15 protein-coding genes are annotated in these 21,334 nt (G+C 70.6%); 6 read left to right on the top strand and 9 right to left on the bottom strand.

The annotated features are described in order from the left end of the window. Positions 1–41: 41 nt before the first annotated feature. Both G3I56_RS02595 and G3I56_RS02590 read right to left on the bottom strand, forming a co-directional pair. Positions 42–851 (bottom strand): endonuclease, encoded by an 810-nt coding sequence (locus G3I56_RS02595; RefSeq protein ID WP_164406877.1) that lies wholly within the window; start codon positions 849–851, stop codon positions 42–44. A gap of 254 nt (positions 852–1,105) precedes the next feature. Beyond that, on the bottom strand, positions 1,106–3,451 hold the full coding sequence (locus G3I56_RS02590) for a glycosyltransferase family 39 protein (protein ID WP_164407241.1): 2,346 nt from the start codon (positions 3,449–3,451) through the stop codon (positions 1,106–1,108). A gap of 265 nt (positions 3,452–3,716) precedes the next feature. Between G3I56_RS02590 and G3I56_RS02585 the strand changes: the two genes are divergently transcribed. The 5 genes from G3I56_RS02585 (at position 3,717) to G3I56_RS02565 (ending at position 11,879) form a co-directional block, all read left to right on the top strand. Beyond that, complete coding sequence (locus G3I56_RS02585) at positions 3,717–4,577, top strand: serine hydrolase (RefSeq protein WP_203688949.1); 861 nt, start codon at positions 3,717–3,719, stop codon at positions 4,575–4,577. A gap of 99 nt (positions 4,578–4,676) precedes the next feature. Next, the gene (locus tag G3I56_RS02580) at positions 4,677–5,720 is read left to right on the top strand and encodes an esterase-like activity of phytase family protein (RefSeq protein WP_164406876.1); all 1,044 of its coding nucleotides are present in this window, start codon (positions 4,677–4,679) and stop codon (positions 5,718–5,720) included. Positions 5,721–5,923: 203 nt separating this feature from the next. Next, positions 5,924–9,682: an ABC transporter ATP-binding protein gene (locus G3I56_RS02575; RefSeq protein ID WP_164407239.1), complete on the top strand. Its 3,759-nt coding sequence runs from the start codon at positions 5,924–5,926 to the stop codon at positions 9,680–9,682. 193 nt (positions 9,683–9,875) lie between these two features. Continuing rightward, positions 9,876–10,280, top strand: a complete 405-nt coding sequence (locus G3I56_RS02570; RefSeq protein WP_343239839.1) for a hypothetical protein — start codon at positions 9,876–9,878, stop codon at positions 10,278–10,280. A gap of 129 nt (positions 10,281–10,409) precedes the next feature. Beyond that, complete coding sequence (locus G3I56_RS02565; RefSeq protein WP_164406875.1) at positions 10,410–11,879, top strand: S28 family serine protease; 1,470 nt, start codon at positions 10,410–10,412, stop codon at positions 11,877–11,879. An 83-nt stretch (positions 11,880–11,962) separates the two neighbouring features. Here the strand turns inward: G3I56_RS02565 and G3I56_RS02560 are convergent, their stop codons facing one another. From G3I56_RS02560 to G3I56_RS02535, 6 genes are all read right to left on the bottom strand, one after another. After that, positions 11,963–12,586, bottom strand: coding sequence for an ATP/GTP-binding protein (locus tag G3I56_RS02560; RefSeq protein ID WP_164406874.1), 624 nt, complete (start codon positions 12,584–12,586; stop codon positions 11,963–11,965). Continuing rightward, entirely contained in the window at positions 12,567–12,956 is a 390-nt protein-coding gene (locus G3I56_RS02555; RefSeq protein ID WP_164406873.1) for a DUF742 domain-containing protein, read from the bottom strand. The genes G3I56_RS02560 and G3I56_RS02555 overlap by 20 nt, the downstream gene beginning before the upstream one ends. After that, positions 12,953–13,381, bottom strand: a complete 429-nt coding sequence (locus G3I56_RS02550) for a roadblock/LC7 domain-containing protein (protein WP_164406872.1) — start codon at positions 13,379–13,381, stop codon at positions 12,953–12,955. The genes G3I56_RS02555 and G3I56_RS02550 overlap by 4 nt, the downstream gene beginning before the upstream one ends. Then, positions 13,378–15,849: a nitrate- and nitrite sensing domain-containing protein gene (locus tag G3I56_RS02545; RefSeq protein ID WP_164406870.1), complete on the bottom strand. Its 2,472-nt coding sequence runs from the start codon at positions 15,847–15,849 to the stop codon at positions 13,378–13,380. Before G3I56_RS02545 ends, G3I56_RS02550 begins: the two co-directional genes overlap by 4 nt. A 212-nt stretch (positions 15,850–16,061) precedes the next feature. Beyond that, positions 16,062–16,700: a hypothetical protein gene (locus G3I56_RS02540; protein ID WP_164407237.1), complete on the bottom strand. Its 639-nt coding sequence runs from the start codon at positions 16,698–16,700 to the stop codon at positions 16,062–16,064. Positions 16,701–16,924: 224 nt separating this feature from the next. Then, positions 16,925–18,772, bottom strand: a complete 1,848-nt coding sequence (locus G3I56_RS02535) for a glycoside hydrolase family 3 protein (protein WP_164406868.1) — start codon at positions 18,770–18,772, stop codon at positions 16,925–16,927. A 500-nt stretch (positions 18,773–19,272) separates the two neighbouring features. Here G3I56_RS02535 and aroA point away from each other — a divergent pair, with 500 nt between their 5' ends. Beyond that, on the top strand, positions 19,273–20,520 hold the full coding sequence (aroA, locus tag G3I56_RS02530; RefSeq protein ID WP_164406867.1) for a 3-phosphoshikimate 1-carboxyvinyltransferase: 1,248 nt from the start codon (positions 19,273–19,275) through the stop codon (positions 20,518–20,520). Between the two features lie 3 nt (positions 20,521–20,523). Here the strand turns inward: aroA and G3I56_RS02525 are convergent, their stop codons facing one another. Continuing rightward, positions 20,524–21,324: a sugar phosphate isomerase/epimerase family protein gene (locus G3I56_RS02525; protein WP_164406866.1), complete on the bottom strand. Its 801-nt coding sequence runs from the start codon at positions 21,322–21,324 to the stop codon at positions 20,524–20,526. Positions 21,325–21,334: the final 10 nt, after the last annotated feature.

The following is a 21,334-nucleotide window of genomic DNA, read 5'->3' as shown; positions in this document are numbered from 1 at the left end:
GGGGGAGTTCAGGGCGCGGCATGTGTCCGTCGCCGGACCGGCTACCAGATCGCCTCGACCCACTCGGGGTGGTCGATGAACGGGTTGCGGTTGTGCTGGTACGTGTCGTAGATCGCCTGGTTGCGCTTCTCCTCGAAGGCGCTGGGCGGGTCCGCCTCGTTCCACGCCTTGAGTACGGAGAGCTTGCCCATGTACGGGTTGCTGCCGTTGCCGACCTTCTCGTTGGGCTCCAGGTCGGCCCAGCCGTCGTCACCCTCGTAGCGCACGGCCATGTAGAGGATCATGCGGGCCACGTCGCCCCGGTCCGCGGCGCGCGGCGCGAAGGAGTCGGAGTCGACGGTGCTGCCGCCGCCGTTGGTGACGGCGCTGCCGCCGTTGTCGAAGTCCAGGTTGCCGCGGATGCTGTTGACCTGGACGTCCGCGGGACGCAGGTGGTGCAGGTCCGTGCCGGGGCCGGTCGCCTCGCCGAAGTCGCCGTGCGACTTGGCCCAGGTGTGCTCGCGGTTCCAGTCGCCGACGTCGCCGCCGTTGAGGGTCTTGCTGCGCGAGACACCGCTGTACAGCAGGATCACGTTGCTGCTGTTGTTCGGGTCCTGGTCGGTGACCTTGAGCGCGTTCCAGACCGCGGAGTACGAGATCTTCGTCTGGCTGCTGATGATCGTGTGCAGCGAGGACTTGAGCGTCGTACCGGTCTTGCCGACCGCGTTCTTGTAGTACGTGGCGTCGTACGCGGTCGTCGTCGCGCCGGCCGGAGTCGCGGTCATCGTGGGGATGGCGAGGGCCGCCAGAACGGTCGACGTGGCGAGTGCCACGGTCTTCCAGCGGCGGGTGCGTATCAGCGTCGCGGGCATCGGGGGTGTCCGTTCTACGCGTGTCGAATGGAGGAGACATTCGGGAGCGTGACATGGACATGCGTTTCCGGCAATGAACTACGCGTGTCCGTTGCATGACGTGAACCGGCAACTCGGCTGATTTCGGCTCGATTTGACGCGCGTAGAGCCCGCGTAGGGCCAAGGAGAGGTCATGAGGCGGTCTGGAAACGGGCGTGGCCCCCGACCGGCGTTCCGGTCGGGGGCCACGCGGTGTCAACCGGTGCCGGTCGGGCTCAGCTGACGTCCGACGCGTCCAGACGGTAGATCGTCGACGTGGACTGTGTGCTCGAACTGCTCTCCTCAGCCGCCGAGTTGGACGAGTCCGACGAGTTGGAGGACCCCGTCGTCGCGCTGCTGCTGTACTCGCTCTCCTTCACCGCCGTGCCGTACTTCTGCACCCAGGCGGTGAGTTCCTGGTCGCCGCCACCCATGCCGCCGCCCATGCCACCGCCGAGCTGGATGTAGTGCAGCTCGCCCTTCTTCACCAACTCCTTGAGCCTGGCCAAGGTCATCGCCTTGTCCTGGCCGGTGAAGCCGAACATCGAGATGACGGGCTTGCCGGTGCTGAGGATCATCTGGCCGGCGCCCTGCGAGTTGGACACCGCGAGCAGCCACTTGGCGCCGTCCTGGTGCTTCTCCAGGTACGAGATCAGCTCGTTGCTGACGCTGCCGCCCATACCTCCGCCGCCACCGCCGCCGGGGCCGGCGCTCGTGCCGCTGCTGCCACCGGGAGCCGTACCGGTCCCGCCGGAAGCCGTACCGGTCCCGCCGTTCTGGCCGGTGGTCCCGCCGCCGGGAGCCGTGCCGCCGCCCGGGAACCCCCCGTTCGTGCCACTGGGTGCGCCACTGGGTGCGCCGCCGCCCTGCGGGAGCTCACCGTTGCCGCCGCCCGGCTGCATCTGGCCGTTACCGCCGCCGGGGAGCTCCCCGTTCGCCCGGCCGCTCTGCTGGCCGCCGGGACCGCCGCCGTTGCCGCCGCCGAAGCCGCCCCGGCCGCCCCCGCCGCCGGGACCGCCCATGCCGCCGCCGCTCGACGGACCCGCGGTCGGGTTGGTGCCGCTCATGCCGCCGCCGGCAGAGGAGAAGGCGGGCGAGACTGCGTAAGCCGTCGGACCCGCGAGGGCCGCCACGATCGCCGCGACGACGGAGGCGCCGAGCAGCCGGACCCTCGTACCGGAGCTCGCGGTCCGCAGGACGAACAGGCCCGCGATCGCGAGGACCATGAGTACGGCGATCGTCGGCCACAGCCAGGTGTTCCAGCCGGTGGCACGGCGCAGCACCACGACCGCCCAGACGCCGGTGACCGCGAGGCCGGCCGGCAGAACCCAGGACCAGCGGGCGTCACCGCTGCGGAAGGCGCGCCACAGCATGACGCCGCCGGCGCCGGTCAGCGCCGCGATGCCGGGGGCGAGCGCGGTCGTGTAGTACGGGTGCATGGTGCCCTCGGCCATGGCGAAGGTCACGTAGTGCAGTGCCAGCCAGCCGCCCCACAGGACGAGCGCGGCGCGCGTCATGTCGGTGCGCGGGGCCCGTCCGCACAGCACCAGGCCGCCGGCGAGCGCGAGGAACGCGAAAGGAATCAACCAGGAGATCTGGCCGCCGAGGATGTCGTTGAACATCCGGCCGATGCCCGCGGTGCCGGCGAAGGTGCCGCCTCCGCCTCCGCCGCCTCCGCCGTTGCCCTCGCCACCGAGGACGCGGCCCAGGCCGTTGTAACCCATGATCAGGTTCCAGGCGGAGCCGTCGGTCGACCCGCCGATGTACGGGCGGTCGTCGGCCGGGACGAGCGAGACCGCCGTGGCCCACCAGAAGCTGGAGACGGCCAGGGCGACCGCGGCCAGGGCCAGGTTGACGACCTTCTTCTTCCAGCCGAGCTTCGACGCGTACACGTAAACGGCGAAGACGGCGGGCAGGGCGATGTAGCCCTGGAGCATCTTGGTGTTGAAGGCGAGCCCGAAGAGGACCGCGGAGCCGATGAGCGGCAGCAGCTTGTCGTTGTGCACCGCGCGCAGGGCGAGGGCCGCGCCGCCGACCATCAGCAGGACGAGGATGGTGTCGGGGTTGTTGTCGCGGTTGATCGCGACGGTGATCGGGGTGAGCGCGAGGACGAGCGCGGCGATCGTGGCCGCCACATGCCCGAAGACCCGCTTCACGGAGGAGTGCAGGATCCAGATCGTGCCGACACCGGCCGCGACCTCGGGCACCATCATCTGCCAGGTCCCGAAGCCGAAGACGCGGCACGACAGGCCCATGAGCATCATCGCGAACGGTGGTTTGTCGACGGTGATGAAGTTGCCCGCGTCGAGCGAGCCGAAGAACCAGGCCTTCCAGCTCTGTGTACCGCTGTAGATCGCGGCGCTGTAGAAGCTGTTGAGGCTGGAGGAGGAGAGGTTCCAGGAGTACAGGACCCCGGCCAGCAGCATGATCGCGACCAGCGCGGGCAGCGACCAGCGCGGCGCCTTCTCGGAAGCGCCGGGCATGCTTGACGCGGCGGGGGCCGGTGGAGCCTCGGGGGCCGCGGGATCTGCGGCGGCGGGGGTCTCCGGGGCGTGGGGGTTCGGGTCGGTGGCAGATGTCACCATCGAATCGTCCGGACAGGGGGTGGGTGCGCGCTGTGGCGCGACTGGGGGCCAGCTGTGAATCAGGGCAACAGTGCGTTACGCGCGGTGCGGGCTTTCCCCAAGCAGGTCCCCCAAGTCTCCAAGCAAGTCCTCCAGTAGGTCCTCACGTGGGTCTCGAAAAAAAGTGCGACCGCCGTACAACCATTCGCATGTGTACGTGAGTCAGAAGAACACCAGCGTGCCGGGGGCGCGTTGATGTCCTTCACGGGGATGGGAAACCTCCATGACTCACCACATATCCAGATCCGCGCGCACCCGCGTACTCGGCGGCGCCGCCGTCTGCGCCGCGACCGTGCTGTCGCTCGTCGCCACCGCGACACCCGCCGACGCGGCTGCGGCGGCCGTCAGTTGTACGTCCGCCAAGCCCGCCCTCGCCACCAAGCTGAAGCGGGACATCACCACCGCCCTCTCCGGCCGGCGAGGCTCCATCAGCGTCGGCGTCTACGACCGCGCCACCAAGACGACCTGCGAGTACCGGGCGCAGACCGCCTACGACTCCGCCAGTGTCGTCAAGGTGACCGTACTGGCGACCCTGCTCTGGGACGCCCAGAAGCGCAACCGCGCGCTGACGGCCACCGAGAAGACCCTCGCGAAGGCCATGATCACCAAGTCGGACAACGCGTCGACCACGAAGCTGTGGAACCAGCTGGGCCTGACGAAGATCAAGGCCTTCGTCGCGGCGGCCGGCATGACGCAGACCAAACCCGGCGCGAACGGCTACTGGGGTCTCACCCAGATCACCGCCCGCGACGAGCAGAAGCTCCTTGCCCTCACCACCGCCACCAACACGATCCTGACCGACAACTCCCGTACGTACATTCAGCTGTTGATGAGCCAGGTCATCGCGTCCCAGCGCTGGGGCACGCCGAAGGGCGCGCCCTCGGGTGTCTCGGTGCACGTCAAGAACGGCTGGCTGCAACGCGCGACGAACGGCTGGCGGGTGCACAGCGTGGGTACGTTCAAGGGCGGCGGCCACGACTACTCGATCACGGTGCTCACGCAGGGCAACAGCACCTGGAACTACGGCATCACGACCATCGAGGGCGTGGCCAAGGTCGTCCACCGGGATCTCGCCGCGAGCTGATCGCGAACTGATCGCGAGCCGGTCGCAGGCCGGTCGGGAGCGAGCCGACTTCACCGCGTCGCCTCCCGGCCGTCACCCACCCGATCTACGGTGACCGCCATGCGCCTGCGACCCTCGCGACCCCTGCGAACCCTGCTCACCACCGTCACCGCCGGCCTGGCGGCGGCCGGCTGTCTGACCGCCGCCGGACCGGCGAACGCCAACTCGGCCGTCACTAAGGCCTGTTCACCCACCGTCTCCCTCGACCGCTTCTCGGACGTCCTCGACAAGACGACGTACGACGGCACCTTCGTCGGCAACCTCTCCGCGCTCGCCGTGGACCGGAACGGCGACCTCGCCGCCCTCTCCGACCGCTCGTCCCTGTTCACCCTGGACCGGCGGACCCTGAGCCCGACGAGCGTCGTCCCCCTCGCCGACGAGACCGGCGCCGCGCTCGACTCCGAGGGCCTGGTCGTCGACCGGGACGGCACCCGCCTCGTCTCCTCCGAGACGGAACCCTCCGTACGCCGCTACTCCCGCGACGGACGCATCCTCGACCGTCTCCCGGTGCCGGACGCGCTCAAGGTCGCCCCGGTCGGCCGTGCCACCGCCAACCAGACCTTCGAGGGGCTCACCCTCCTCCCCGGCGGCCGTACGCTCCTCGCGTCCATGGAGTACGCGATCTCCGGCGACTCCACCGGCATCGCCCGCTGGCAGACCTGGGAGCGGAGGGGCAGCCACTTCGTACTGGGCGCCCAGTACGCCTACCGCACCGACTCAGGCCTGGGTGTCCCCGAGGTGGCCGCGACCCCCGACGGCCGTCTTCTCGTCCTGGAGCGCGGTTTCACCGCCGGCGTCGGCAACACGGTCCGCCTCTACCTGGCCGACCCGCGTCACGCCACGGACACGAGCGGGGTCGAGAACCTCACCGGCCAGAGCGGTGTGCGCCTCGTCAGGAAGACCCTCCTCGCCGACATCGTGAACTGCCCGTCACTGGGAGCGACCGCCAAGCAGCCCCAGCCGAACCCGCTCCTCGACAACATCGAGGGCATGGTCGTCACCGGCCGCACCCACGGTGCCCTGCGCGTCCTGCTGGTCAGCGACGACAACCAGAACGCCGCACAGACGACCCGCTTCTACTTCCTGCGGGTCCGGACGCCCTAGCCGGACGTGGCCAGGCGTAGCCGGGCGTAGCTGGAATTGTTGCGGAGGGATGAAATCCCCTTCGGCCCGTGTTGGTGCTTACCGGCGGAGTGCGGAATCGCGGATCTACGGAAGGCGCCGGAGTGGCAGAGCAGCGGGGGCGGAAGCCAGGACACGAACCGGAACAGGTACCGGATCCGGAACAGGTGCAGGCATCGGCACAGGTGCCTGCGTCGGCACCTGCACCTGAGCCTGCACCCGTACCGGGATGGGCGCGGCGGCTGGTCGGATACGCCTGGCGGTATCCGAAGGACGTCGTGCTGTCCCTGGGTGCGTCCCTCGGCGGTATGGCCCTCATGGCGCTGGTCCCGCTGATCACCAAGGTGATCATCGACGACGTCATCGGCGACAAGAGCCGCTCCATGGCCCCCTGGGCGGGCGCGCTCGTCGTCTCCGCCGTCCTCGTCTACGTCCTCACCTACATCCGCCGCTACTACGGCGGCAGGCTCGCCCTCGACGTCCAGTACGACCTGCGGACGGAGATGTTCGAGACGATCACCCGGCTCGACGGCCGCCGCCAGGACGAGCTGTCGACCGGGCAGATCGTCGGGCGGGCCACCAGTGACCTCCAGCTGATCCAGAGCCTCTTCTACATGCTCCCGATGACCCTCGGGAACGTGCTGCTCTTCGTGATCTCCCTCGCGATCATGGCCTGGCTGTCGCTCCCGCTCACCCTGGTCGCCCTCGCGGTCGCCCCCGCCCTCTGGATCGTCGCCAAGCGCAGCCGGACGAAGCTCCACCCGGCCACCTGGTACGCGCAGGCCCAGGCCGCCGCCGTCGCCGGTGTCGTGGACGGCGCCGTGACCGGCGTACGCGTGGTGAAGGGGTTCGGGCAGGAGGACCAGGAGACCGGGAAGCTCAGGGAGGTCGGGCGGCGGCTCTTCGCGGGGCGGCTGCGGACCATCCGGTTCAACTCCGTCTACACCCCGGCCCTGCAGGCCGTGCCCGTGCTCGGGCAGGTCGCCATGCTCGCCGTGGGCGGGTGGCTGGCCGTGGGCGGGCGCATCACGCTCGGTACGTTCGTCGCGTTCTCCACCTATCTCGCCCAGCTAGTCGGGCCCGTGCGCATGCTCGCCATGGTGCTGACGGTCGGACAGCAGGCACGCGCCGGTACCGAGCGCGTCCTCGAACTCATCGACACCCGGCCGTCGTTGACCGACGGGGACAAGGACCTGCCCGCCGACGCCCCCGCCACCGTCGAGTTCGACGACGTCTCGTTCGGGTACGACGACGACCGGCCCGTCCTCTCCGGGCTCAGCTTCGAGATCCGGCCCGGCGAGACCCTCGCCGTCGTCGGCTCCTCCGGCTCCGGCAAGTCGACCGTCTCCCTCCTCCTGCCGCGCTTCTACGACGTGACGCGCGGCGCGGTCCTCATCGGCGGGCACGACGTCCGTGAACTCACCCTCGACTCCCTCCGGTCCGCGATCGGGCTCGTCCCCGAAGACTCGTTCCTCTTCTCCGACACCGTCCGCAACAACATCGCGTACGGCCGCCCGGACGCCACCGAGGAACAGATCCTGGTCGCCGCCCGCGCCGCCCAGGCGGACCGTTTCATCGCCGAACTGCCCCACGGCTACGACACCAGGGTCGGCGAGCACGGCCTGACCCTCTCCGGCGGCCAGCGCCAGCGCGTCGCACTCGCCCGCGCCATCCTCACCGACCCTCGGCTCCTCGTCCTCGACGACGCCACCTCCGCCGTGGACGCGCGCGTCGAGCACGAGATCCACGAGGCGCTGGGGCACGTCATGGAGGGCCGCACGACCCTCCTCATCGCCCACCGCCGCTCCACCCTCGGCCTCGCCGACCGCATCGCCGTCCTCGACGACGGACGCCTCGCCGACATCGGCACCCACGACGAGCTCCAGGCCCGATCCGCCCTGTACCGGCGGCTGTTGACCGACCCCGACGAGCTGGGCGGCGTCTCGCCCGGCCGAGCCCTGCCCTCCGCCGCTCCGCCCGAGGACACCTCCGTACGGGACGAGCTGGACGCCGAGTTCGACGCCGAACGCGGGGTCACGCCCAGGCTGTGGAACGGTGACCGTGAGCCCAAGGACACCGCGTTCGCCGGGATGCCTGCCACGCCCGAACTCCTCGCCCAGGTCGAGGCGTTGCCCCCGGCCGCCGACACCCCGGACATCGACGAGGCCCGCGCGGTCACGCCCGAGGAGTCGTACGGGCTGAAGCGGCTGCTGCGCGGCTTCGGACGGCCGTTGCTGGTGAGCCTCGGGCTCGTCGCCCTGGACGCCGGAGTGGGACTGCTCCTGCCGATCCTGATCCGGCACGGCATCGACTCGGGCGTCTCCCAACTCGCCCTGGGTGCCGTGTGGGTGGCCGCCGGGCTCGCCCTGGTGTCCGTCGCCGTCCAGTGGGCGGCGCAGATCGGCGAGATGCGGATGACCGGCCGTACCGGCGAACGCGTCCTGTACGCACTCCGGTTGAAGATCTTCGCCCAGCTGCAACGCCTCGGACTCGACTACTACGAAAGGGAGTTGACCGGGCGGATCATGACCCGGATGACGACCGACGTCGACGCCCTCTCCACGTTCCTGCAGACGGGGCTGGTCACCGCCTTCGTCTCCGTCGTCACCTTCTTCGGCATCATGGTCGCCCTGGTGGTGATCGACGTACAGCTCGCCCTCGTCGTGTTCGTCACCATCCCGGTGCTGGTCGTCGGCACGTTCTACTTCCGCCGGGCCAGCGTGAAGGCGTACGAACTCGCCCGTGAGCGGGTGTCCGTGGTCAACGCCGACCTCCAGGAGTCGGTGTCCGGGCTGCGGATCGTGCAGGCCTTCCGGGGCGAGCGGGCGGGCGCGAAGCGGTTCGCGGAGGGCAGCGACAGCTACCGTCAGGCTCGTGTCCGGGGCCAGTGGCTGATCTCCGTGTACTTCCCCTTCGTGCAACTGCTGGCCTCGGTCGCGGGTGCGGCGGTGCTGGTCGTGGGAGCGGGGCGGATCGAGAACGGGACGCTGACGACCGGTGCGCTGGTCGCCTACCTCCTCTACATCGACCTGTTCTTCGCGCCCGTGCAGCAGCTCTCGCAGGTCTTCGACGGGTACCAGCAGGCGACGGTCTCGCTGGGCCGCATCCAGGAACTCCTCCAGGAGCGGACCTCGACCGAGGCCGCCGAGGAGCCGCTGGACGTGCTCTCCCTGCGCGGCGACATCGCCTTCGAGGGCGTGGACTTCGCCTACGGGTCCGGCGACGACGCCGAAGAGGCCCTGAGCGGGGTCCAGTTGACGATTCCGGCCGGGCAGACCGTCGCCTTCGTCGGGGAGACGGGCGCCGGCAAGTCGACGCTCGTGAAGCTGGTCGCCCGCTTCTACGATCCGACCGGCGGCCGGGTCACCGTCGACGGCACCGATCTGCGCGCCCTCGACATCACCTCGTACCGGCATCGCCTCGGGGTCGTGCCGCAGGAGGCGTACCTGTTCCAGGGGACCGTGCGGGACGCCATCGCGTACGGGCGGCCGGACGCCACCGACGCCCAGGTGGAGGCGGCGGCCCGGGCGGTCGGGGCGCACGACATGATCGCCACGCTGGAGGGCGGCTACCTGCACGAGGTCGCCGAGCGCGGACGCAACCTCTCGGCGGGCCAACGCCAGCTGATCGCGCTGGCCCGCGCGGAACTGGTCGACCCGGACATCCTGCTCCTCGACGAGGCGACGGCGGCTCTGGATCTGGCCACGGAAGCCCAGGTCAACCAGGCCACGGACCGCATCGCAGGCCGCCGTACGACCTTGGTGGTCGCCCACCGGCTGACCACCGCCGCCCGCGCCGACCGGGTCGTCCTCATGGACCACGGCCGCGTCGCGGAGGACGGCACCCACGAGGAACTGCTCGCCCTGGACGGCCAGTACGCCGAGTTGTGGCGCACGTTCGTGGGCGCGTCGGAACCGGAGGAACCGGTCCCCGCGCCCGGATGAGCGCCCTGTAGGGGCGCGGGGCTGTGTCGATACGCGGCTCCGCCGCGGGGCGCGACAAGCCACATATGGCCCGGAGTCGGAGTACCGCACTTCCCGCGGAGCGCCTCGCGCAACCGTTCGGCAGGTACCGTGCGTCCGTACATCAGTACGGACGCACGGTTGGAGTCATGGGCGGTTGCGCGAGGGGGACGCGGTGAGTGGTGGTTCGCTACGGCGGCGGTTGGCGCTCGGGCTGGTCGTGCTGACCGCGTCCGGGATGCTCTCCCTCGCGAGTCCCGGTACGGCCGAGGCGGCCGACGCGGCGTCTGCGGCCTCGGCGTGCTCCGGCCGCAAGGCGCGGACGCTGGCCTTCTCCACCGGCGAGGTGCGCATCTACCGGCGCAGCGGCTACGTCTGCGCGGTGACCGTGCCCAAGCGGCCGGGTGCCCGCCAGTGGATGTCGGTGAGCATCCGGGCGCGGGGCGGGCGGCCGGTCGTCGACTCGGGGAAGTTCACGAAGCGGGCCGGCCCGGTGACCGTGCACGCGGGGCGACGGCAGGTGTGGATCGAGGGCGCGGTCGGGCGGGGATCGGTCAGTTCCGGCTGGATTCGGTGCTGAGTTCCCGCTGACTCCCCTCCCGGACCCTATTTACCGATCCCTCGCCCGAGGGATTTCCCTATGTCCCCTGGTGCGCCGGAAGTTGCTCCGATAGCTTCCGGCGCACAGATGTTTCATAGGGGAGGGTGCATGCGCAAGGCGCTCAGATGGCTGCTCGCACTGGCCGTGCTCATCGGCACGGTGAGTACGGCGGGGGCGGCGACCGCCGCTCAGCCGGAAGCCATATCCGGCACCAAGAGCAGTACCAGCGGTACCAGCACTGCCAGTTCGGACATCAAGGACCAGCTCCTCGCGATCCCGGGCATGAGCCTGATCCAGGAGAAGCCGTACACCGGCTACCGGTACTTCGTCCTCAATTACACCCAGCCGATCGACCACCGGCGACCGTCCAAGGGCACGTTCCAGCAGCGCATCACCGTCCTGCACAAGGACGTCTCGCGCCCGACGGTGTTCTTCACCAGCGGGTACTTCGTCAACACGAACCCCAGCCGCAGTGAGCCGACGCGGATCGTCGACGGCAACCAGGTCTCCCTGGAGTACCGCTTCTTCACGCCGTCCCGGCCCGACCCGGCCGACTGGTCCAAGCTGGACATCTGGCAGGCGGCCAGCGACCAGCACCGCGTCTTCTCGGCGCTGAAGAAGATCTACACCAAGAAGTGGCTGTCCACGGGCGGCTCGAAGGGCGGCATGACCGCCACGTACTACGAGCGCTTCTACCCCCGCGACATGGACGGCGTCGTCGCGTACGTCGCCCCCAACGACGTGGTGAACAAGGAGGACTCGGCCTACGACCGGTTCTTCGCCAAGGTCGGCACCAAGGAATGCCGCGACCGGCTGAACGCCGTACAGCGCGAGGCGCTCGTCCGCCGGAAGCCGCTGGAGAAGAAGTACGCGGAGGTCGCCGCCGCCGAGGGCTTCACCTTCGACACCATCGGCAGCCTGGACCGCGCGTACGAGGCCGTCGTCCTCGACTACGTGTGGGGCTTCTGGCAGTACAGCCTGCTCGCCGACTGCGAGTCCATCCCGGCGGACGCGAAGAACGCGACCGACGACGACATCTGGACCTCGATCGACACGATCTCCGGGTTCTCCTTCTACACCGACCAGGGCCTGGAGCCGTACACGCCGTACTACTACCAGGCGGGCACCCAACTCGGCGCGCCCACCATCAAGTTCCCGCACATCGAGAAGAAGTACGTCCGCTACGGCTACCAGCCGCCGCGCAACTTCGTCCCCCGGGACATCTCGATGAAGTTCCAGCCGCGCGCGATGCGTGACGTAGACAACTGGGTCCAGCACCGTGCCCAGCACATGCTGTTCGTGTACGGGCAGAACGACCCGTGGGGCGCCGAGCGGTTCCGCCTCGGCAAGGGCGCGAAGGACTCGTACGTCTTCACCGCCCCCGGCCTGAACCACGGCGCGAACGTCGCGGGTCTGGTCCCCGAGCAGAAGACGCTCGCCACGGCCCGCATCCTGGAGTGGGCCGGCGTCGCCTCGACCGCCGTCCAGTCGAACCCGTCGGTGGCCAAGCCGCTGGCGACATACGACGCCAGGCTCGACAAGCGCAACCTCGAGCGCGAGCCCACCCTGAGGCCGTAACCGTAACGACCGTGGAGGGTATGGGTAGTTGATCGCCACGCGGCCCTCGGTGACATGTCACCGGGGGCCGCGTCGTCGTGCGGTCAGCCGCCGATCGCGGCGGGCGGGCGGCCTGCCATCAGCCGGTTGACCAGGGCCACCAGCACGTCCCGGCTGTCCAGCCGCGTCCGGAGGTCGCCCATGACGACCGGGACGTCCGGGTCGAGGTCGAGCGCGTCCCGCACCTCGTCCACCGTGCGGTCCCGCACCCCGTGGAAGCAGTTGACGCCGACCACGAAGGGGACGCCACGGCTCTCGAAGAAGTCGATCGACGCGAAACTGCTCTCCAGCCGCCGGGTGTCCGCGAGGACCACCGCGCCGAGCGCCCCGTGCACCAGGTCGTTCCACATGAACCAGAAACGTTCCTGGCCCGGCGTACCGAACAGATAGAGGACGAGCTGGCTGCTCACCGTGATCCGGCCGAAGTCCAGCGCCACGGTGGTCGTGGTCTTCTGCTCGACACCGTCGAGGTCGTCCACGCTCAGCCCCGCGGCGGTCAGGTGCTCCTCGGTGTGCAGGGGCGGGATCTCGCTCACGGAGCCGACCATGGTGGTCTTGCCGACACCGAAGCCGCCCGCGATCAGGATTTTCACCGCGGCGGGCGCGGTGGGCGTCCCGGCCACGGACACCTGTGACCCGGTCTGTTCGTCAGAGTCTGAGTAGGGCATCCTTCACCGCCTGCAGAAGAGTCATGTCGGTTTCCTGGCCGACCGCGACCGCGAGCGGCGGCCGGGCCGTCACCCGGTCCAGCGCGATGAGATCGCCGACGAGGATCTTCGTCACCGCCACGGGCAGGTTCAGCCCGGCGGCGACCTCGGCGAGGGCCACCGGGGCACGGCACTGCCCGAGGATCCTCCGGAGCTCGGGCTGCAGCCCCCGGTCGCCGTGCCGTTCGTCCGGCGCGACGGTGGCGATCACCGTGATGAGGGTGAGGTCGTCGCGCACCGAGGCCGTCCGCCCATGAGTGATCGTGTACGGCCTGACCAGGCTTTCCTCGGCCTCATCGGCGTCCGGCGACGCGTCCGCCCAGTGGCTCACTCACGCCCCCCGCCCTCCAGCCGCTGGACCCGCACCTCGGTCCCCAGCCGCTGTCCCACCTGCTGGACGAGGGTGTCCATCGCCACGGCCATCACCTCGGCGTCGACCTCCTGGTCCGCCACGACCGCCAGATGGGTGCCCCGGCCGGCCGCGCTGACGAACAGCCAGAGCTCGTCGAGCTCGATGATGACCTGACGGACGGCCCCGCCGCCGAAGACCTCGCCGACGCCACGGGCCAGGCTCTGCTGACCTGTGGCGATCGCGGCCAGGCGTTCCGCGTCGACCCGGGCGACGCTGCCGGACTGGCTCACCACCAGCCCGTCGTCGGACAGCACGATCGCGGCCCGGGTGCCCGGAACCTGGTCGACCAGGCGGTCGAGCAGCCAGTCGAGGTCGGAGTTGGTGGCAGTGGTTCGCAGAGTCATCGTCCGTCTTCCTTCCGGGCCCCGTCGGGTCCGGGTGAGGGGCTGGTGGGCCGGCGGCTGGGCTGGGGATCGGCGTCGGGCCTGAGCCGGGCGGCCCTGGACTGGCGCTGGAAGGCACCGACGGTGGCACCGGAGCGGGCGCCCGTCCGGCGGGGGAGGGGCTGCGCGGCGCTGGGGCCGGTGCGCTGCGGTTCGGTGTCGTACGAGGGCGGAGCCTCCCGGAGTTCGGTGACGAGACTGGCCTGCCGCACGCGCCGGGGCAGCGGGTTCTGGCTCGCGGTGGGGGCCGGAGCGGATGCCTGGGAGGGGGTTGGCGTGGGGCGGGCCGGCGGTGTCGAGGGCGTCGACGGCGTCGAGGGTGCGATCCAGGGGCCGATGAGCGGACGCGCGTACGCCTCCTGGTCGGCGGCGGGCGCGGCGCGCGGCCGGGGCGCGGTGCGGGTTGGGGCGTGCCCCGGTCCGGTGCGGGCGGTCGCCCCACGCAGAGCGAGCCGGTCCGGGACCGCGGCGGCACCGGGCCCCGGGGTCGCCGGCAGCGCGGCGGGCCGGCCCTGCACCGGCTGACCGGCGGAGATCAGCTCTGCCGGGACCAGGACGACGACCCGGGTGCCACCGAACGACGAGGGCCGCAGCTCGACCTGGAGGCCCAGGTTGGCGGCGAGCCGGGCCACCACGTACAGGCCGAGACGGGCGTCGTCGGCGCGGGACATCACGTCCATGCGGGGCGGCGCGGCCATCAGCTCGTTGGCCTCGGCGTACTGCTCGGGGTCCATGCCCATGCCGCGGTCCTCGATCTCGATCGCGACCCCGCGCCCCACCTGGGAGGCGGTCACCTCGACCGGGGTCGGCGGCCGGGAGAAGGACACCGCGTTCTCCATGAGCTCCGCGAGGAGGTGGACCATGGGGCCGACGGCACGCTCCGAGAGCCAGGTCTCGCCGTCGGTGTCGATCCGGATGCGCCGGTAGTCCTGCACCTCGCCCTGGGCGGAGCGCAGGATGTCCAGCAGGAGGACGGGCCTGCGCCAGCGCCGCTGCGGTGTCCCGTTGCCGAGGATCACCAGGTTCTCCTCGTAGCGGCGCAGCCGGGCCGCCAGGTGGTCGAGGTCGAAGAGGCCTTCGAGGACCTCGGGATCCTCGTGCCGCCGCTGCATCTCGCCGAGACGTTTCAGCTGCATGCCGATCAGCAACTGGGTGCGCCGGGCGATGCGTTGCAGCAGCCGCTCGAAGCCGCGGTACAGCTCGACCTCCCGCACGGCGGTCTCCAGGGCCGAGCCGCGGGCCTGGTTGAGGGCCTGGCCGAGCTGGCCGAGTTCGTCGTCGCCGTGACGGATCGCGGGCAGCTCGGCGTCGGTGTCGACCTTCTCGCCCTTGCGCAGCCGCTCCACGATGTCCGGCAGCCGCTCCTGGAGTTCGAGGGCCTCGGCGCGCAGAGCGAAGATCCGGCGGCGCAGCGTTCCGGTCAGACGCAGTGAGAGGACCAGCATCAGCAGCACGGCCGCCAGGCTCACGGCGCTGTTGACGATCATGTTGGTCATCAGGCTGTCGAGTGAGTCCTCGGTGTAGGCGACGAGGTCGTCGTGGTAGGCGTTGAGGCCCCCCAGCAGTTGGGGAGAGATCCCCGCGAGGCTCTGCTGCCACTGCTTCCCGAGTGCGGCGGAGACGACGGTCCGGCCGCTGCCGTCGGCGCCCTTGGCGTTCAGGAGGCTCTGCTCGACCGTGGTCTTCCGCTTCCAGTCGGCGCCGGACAGCACGGCCTGGAAGGCCTTGGCCCGGTCGGCGGGAAGTTGCGGAACGACCTTGTCGCCGAAGATGTGTTCCTGGCTGCCGATCATCTCGGCGAGCTGGAAGCGCTGCTCACCGGTGAGCCTGCCGCTCGCCACTCCGGCGGCGATGATCGCGTCCTCGCGGGAGATCATCTCCATGCCCCACTGCGCGTCGAGCGCCGGCCGGGTGAGGATGGCCGTCTCGCCGAAGCCGACGTTGCTGAAGTCCTCGAACAACTGCATGCTCGACGAGATCACGCCGGTGTAGGCATCGTACGTCTGCTGCTGGTCGGCGGACCGCCGGTCCACGGCGTCCCGGTAGCCGGGCAGCTTCTTCAGACCGAGGGTGACCTTCTGGAAGGTCGCGGCTAGAGAGCGCGGGGCGGTGCCGAGTGCGTCGAGGCTCTGTACGGACTTGTCGGTGATTCCGCGCTGAGCTGCCAGTTCGGACTTGCCGGCCTTGGGGTTCGCGAGCGCCGTCGCGCTGAGCCGCCGCTCCGCCTGGAGGTTGAAGAAGACGGTGGCGAGCGGGGCGCCGAAGCGTTTCGCTTCCTCGTTGCGGTCATGGACGGTTCCCCAGTCGCCGTAGAGATGGGACGAGTTCGCCGCGCCCAGGCCTACCAGGGCCAGACAGGGCACCAGGGCCAGGACGAGAAGGATCGTCCGGAGCGACAACTGGCGCTTCGGAGCCTTCGCTTCCCTCACATCCTCCGCAGCCCTCGGAGTCCGGTCCTGCTGCTGTTGCGCCGTGCGTGCGTGGAATGCCACAGAGGTTCCCGGCCTGTGAGTGCTGGCGGACTGTCCGAAAAGAAGGGGTCCGCGCATGACAGGGGGAGCCTACCGATTCACGAAATCAGCACAACAGTTGTTCCAGTGAATGGGAGCGACTCGTTATTCGGGCGAAGAAATGGAATCCCTCACACCGGTTTCGCGCACCCCACCGGCCGCTCCCCGCCCAGCTGCACGTAAAGGGCGGTGGCAGTAGGGCAGTTGGAGCGTTCGGCGACGGCCTCGGTCACCCGGTACTCCGGCTTCTTCTCGCTCTTGCCGTCGCACGCCGTCTCGCGCACCTCCCCGCGCCCGGCGCTGTACACGCAGTCGCCGACGATCGTGCGCGGGCCTCCGCCGCCGCCGGGGTCGCCGGGGTGCGGGGCCTGGAGGTTGCGCATACAGGCGTAGCCCTGCGGGACGGCCCCGTCACCGTCCTCGTCGGCGGCGGGGCGCTGTTCGCTGATGTGCAGCACGAAGTCGGTGGTCGCCGGGCACGACGGACCGTCGGTGACCCTGCCGTCGAACCGGGCCACGACCCGGGCCGCCGCCCGCTCGCTGGTGCAGGGCACCTCGGTGAAACTGGTGATGCCGAAGGAACTGCACTCGTCGATGGAGAGGAAGACGGTGCCGTAACCGGTGGGCCGGGGCGGCGTGGGCCGCCGACCGACCGCCGTACCGTCGGCGCCCCCCGAGGCCGCCCCCTCCGACGAGTCACCCGACGAACCGTCCGCCGAACCGTCCGACGACAGCTGACACCCGGTCGCCGTGAACAACGCGACCAGCATCAGCAGCGCGCAGGCGATCACCCGTCGGCACACCACTCCCGCGAATCCCATGGAACGCACGGACCCCACAGAACGCACTGTGCGCATCGCATCCCCCTGAGTACCCGCGCCCAGCGTGGCCCGCGACGCCAGGGCCACGCCGGAAGTTCAGCGGATTTGCGCCTATTGGGGGTGGTGCGCCGGTTGTGCGGCGTACGCCGCGTACGCCTCCTTACCTCCCGCCTCTAGTACGACAGTCCGTGACCGATCGGATACAGCACGCGCGTCGGATCGTCCGCGCGCAGCACCGGCACCGGCAGCCTTCCGCGCGGCCTGACCTGTCCCGCGATCACCCGTGCGGCGGCCCGGAGTTCGACGTCCGTCCAGGAGTAGGTGGCCAAGTAGGCACGCACAGACGGAAGTTGTGACACGTCGTAGGGGTTGCGGACGGCGACGCACACCACGGGCCGCCCGGTGGCGAGGAGTTGGGTGACGAGGGCCCGCTGACTGCTTGCGCCGCTGAGGTTGTACGTCCCGACGACCACCGCGTCCACCTCCCCGGCGGCGGCGACCGCCCGGGCGATGACGGCGGCGGAGGGGGCGGTGCCGGTCGACAGGGCGGTGGCGGTGAAGCCCAGTTCGGTGAGGGCGTTCGCCAGCACGGTGGTCGGCGGCCCGGTGGTACCGGACGGCGACGCGGGATCGGCCCCGACGACGAGCACCCGCTTGTGGGTCACCCGGGAAAGGGGCAGCGTCTTCCCCTCGTTGACGAGGAGGGTGGTGGTCCGCTCGGCGATCCGGTCGGCGGCCAGGAGATGGCCACGGACACCGACGGCCCGGTCGACCCCGGCGTGGGTGACGTACGGCCGGTCGAGCAGCCCGAGCCGGTTCTTGAGCCGGAGAATGCGCAGCAGGGAGGTGTCGAGCCGCGCCTCGGTCAACTCGCCCTGCCGTACGGCCGCCAGGACCGCGTTCCAGGCGATGTCGAGCGACGGCGGGTTGAGCAGCTGGTCGACACCGGCCTTCAGCGCGAGCACCGGAACACGGTCGTCGCCGTACTTCTCCCGTACGCCCTGCATGCCCAGGGAGTCGGTGACCACGACTCCGTCGTAACCGAGTTCCCCGCGCAGGATGCCGGTGAGGATCGGGTGGGACAGTGTGGCGGGGTCGCCGGAGTCGTCGAGGGCCGGGACCATGATGTGCGCGGTCATGATCGAGTCGATGCCGGCGCGGATCGCGGCGCGGAACGGCGGCGCGTCGACGGTGCTCCACTGCTCACGCGTGTGCTCGATGACGGGGAAGCCGTAGTGGCTGTCGACGGCGGTGTCGCCGTGCCCCGGGAAGTGCTTGGCTGTGGCGGCGACGGAGGACCGCTGATACCCCGTGACCTGCGCGGCGACCAGCCCGGCGACGGCCTTCGGGTCGGCGCCGAACGACCGTACGCCGATCACCGGATTGGCCGGGTTGACGTTCACGTCGGCCACCGGCGCGTAGTCCTGACGGATGCCGAGGGCGCGCAGTTCGGCGCCGCCGATACGGCCGGCGGTCAGCGCGTCGGTGCGTGAGCCGTTGGCGCCGAGGGCCATGGCCCCAGGGAGGAGGGTGGCGGGCCTGCCCACGCGGGCGACGATGCCGTGCTCCTGGTCGGTGGAGATGAGGACCGGCAGCCCGCGGGGAGCAGCGAGCGAGGCCTGCTGGATCCCGTTGCTGAGGTCGGCGATCTGATGCGGGTCGCGGGTGTTGTGCGCCCAGGCGAAGTAGATGATCCCGCCGACCCGGTACTTGGCGACGAGTTCGGCGGCCGTCCGTACGCCGACCTCCGCGAGGTTGGCGTCGATGTCGGCCTGGTCGGGCGCGGTGGCGGAGTGTCCGTACACCCGCATGACGAACAGCTGACCGACCTTCTCCTCCAGGGTCATACGGGAGACGATCCGGCGGATTCGCGCGTCACTCCCGTAACGGTCGGCCGGATACGCCTCCCCGCCGAGGGCGAGCGCGGCGCCGGTGCCGGCGGTCGCGGCGAGAAGTGCGCGTCTGGAAGGGCGGGCACCGGTCCCGTTCGGCTCAGCGTTCTGCTCAGCTTGGTCGCGCACGAAGGCGCTCCTTCCCTCGTGAAGAAAACTTCCGAGAAGTCACGAATAACCGGGAAGTTTCTTCCAGTCAAGAGCGCGGGCACTAACGCGAGATGGCCGAATGCCCCCGGAAAGGGGCCGTCACCGGCGCATCGGAGGGGGGCGCGCCGGTGACGGCTCGCTGCCGGCCGCAGGCGGCTTGGAGAGGGTGCGTCAGCGTTCGCAGCCAGCAGCGAGGCCGACACCGCACAGCGGTGACTCATCCGGCAGTCTTGCCGGTTGGACGGGGCGGGGCGGGGGTGGGTTCCCGGATGGCGGCCCGTTCCGGAAAGTAGGTACGGGAGTGAATGATGGGGCGAAGCCCTCATGGGGGCGCGGGGAACTGCGCGACAAGCCACGACGGCGCCGCAGCGAACCGACAACCGAAACCCCGCCCCACTTCCAGCGGAACCCCCCACCGTTCATGGTCCATTTCGCGGACGTTCCGGCGCGTGGGGCGCGGGCCGGGCGAGCATAGGGCCATGGCCGTCGTAGAGATTCCCGGTTCCAAGTCCATCACCGCGCGCGCCCTCTTCCTCGCCGCGGCAGCCGACGGGGTCACCACCCTCGTACGCCCCCTGCGCTCGGACGACTCGGAGGGCTTCGCCGAGGGACTGGTCCGCCTCGGCTACCGGGTCGGACGGACCCCCGGCGCCTGGCAGATCGACGGCCGCCCGCAGGGCCCGGCGGCCACCGAGGCCGACGTCCACTGCCGCGACGGCGCCACCACCGCCCGCTTCCTCCCGACCCTCGCCGCCACCGGCCACGGCACCTACCGCTTCGACGCCTCCCCCCAGATGCGCCGCCGCCCCCTCGCCCCCCTCACCCGCGCCCTGCGCGACCTGGGCGTGGACCTGCGGCACGAGGAGGCGGAGGGACACCACCCGCTGACCGTCGTCGCGGCGGGCGTGGAGGGCGGGGAGGTCACCCTGGACGCCGGGCAGTCCTCCCAGTACCTCACCGCACTGCTCCTCCTCGGCCCCCTGACCCGCCAGGGCCTGCGCATCCACGTCACCGACCTCGTCTCGGCGCCCTACGTGGAGATCACCGTCGCGATGATGCGGGCGTTCGGCGCGGAGGTGCGCAAGGAGGGCGACGTGTTCGTGGTCCCGCCGGGCGGCTACCGGGCCACCACCTACGCCATCGAGCCCGACGCCTCCACGGCCAGTTACTTCTTCGCGGCGGCGGCTCTCACCGGCGGCGAGGTGACGGTCCCCGGCCTCGGCACCGGCGCGCTCCAGGGCGACCTGGGCTTCGTCTCCGTACTGCGCCGGATGGGTGCGCGGGTGGAGATCGCCGACGACCGCACGACGGTCACCGGAACCGGCGAACTGCGGGGCCTGACGGTCAACATGCGGGACATCTCCGACACCATGCCCACCCTGGCGGCACTCGCCCCCTTCGCCTCCGGCCCCGTCCGCATCGAGGACGTGGCCAACACCCGCGTGAAGGAGTGCGACCGCCTGGAGGCCTGCGCGGAGAACCTCCGACGGCTCGGGGTCCGGGTGGAGACCGGGCCCGACTGGATCGAGATCCACCCCTGCCCGCCCGGTACGGCTCCCGCGCAGGACACGGACATCAAGTCGTACGGCGACCACCGCATCGTCATGTCCTTCGCGGTGACCGGCCTGCGCACCCCCGGGATCACCTTCGACGACCCGGGGTGCGTACGGAAGACGTTCCCCGGGTTCCACGAGGCGTTCGGCGAGCTGAGGGACGTACTCGGATAGGGACTAGGCCGATTCGTTGAGCAGCTGCGCGAGGTGTTCGCGGCCGGCGCCCAGCAGGCCCTCCAGGGGTGCGGCGGCCTCGTACCACCGCTTCTCGTACTCCCAGCACAGCCAGCCGTCCCAGCTGTGCCGGGAGAGGACCTCGACGCACTCGCCGAGCGGCAGGACCCCGGCGCCCAGTGCCACCGGGGTGGTGTCCTCGGCCGAGACGATGTCCTTGACCTGCACGTATCCGAGGTGCGGGGAGAGCGCCGCGAAGCTGTCCGACGGCTGCTCACCGCCGAGCCAGGTGTGCATGACGTCCCACAGCGCGCCCGCCCGACGGTGGCCGACCGGGCCGAGGATACGGATCGCGTCGGCGCCGGTGCGATGCGAGTCGTGGGTCTCCAGGAGGATGCGTACGCCGTAGTCGCCCGCGTACTCGGCGGCCCTGCCGAGCCTCCGGGCCGCCGTCGCGTCCGCTTCCTCGGGGCTCTGGTCGGTGCCGCCGCCGGGGAAGACGCGCACGAAGGGGGCGCCCAGGTCGCGGGCGAGTTCGAGGAGCGCGCGAAGCTCCGCGAGTACGGGTTCGTCGTCGCCGGGGGCCGCGACACGCACGTACCCGGCGAGGCCGAGGATCTCGACGCCGGACGCCTTGAACTCGGCGGCCACATCGGCTCTCTCGGCGAGGCCGAGACCGGTGTGGACGGGTTCTTCGGGGTGCGTGCGCAGTTCGATGCCGTGGTAACCGTGGGCGGTCGCGAGCCGCAGGACATCGGAGACGGGGAGACCGGGCACGCCGAGGGTGGAGAACGCCAGTTTCATACAGGGGACC

Origin of the sequence: Streptomyces sp. SID12488 (genome assembly GCF_010548275.1) — a bacterium.
Taxonomy (GTDB): domain Bacteria; phylum Actinomycetota; class Actinomycetes; order Streptomycetales; family Streptomycetaceae; genus Streptomyces.
The sequence above is the reverse complement of the archived record's forward strand: the minus strand, read 5'-3'. Positions and strand labels throughout refer to the sequence as shown.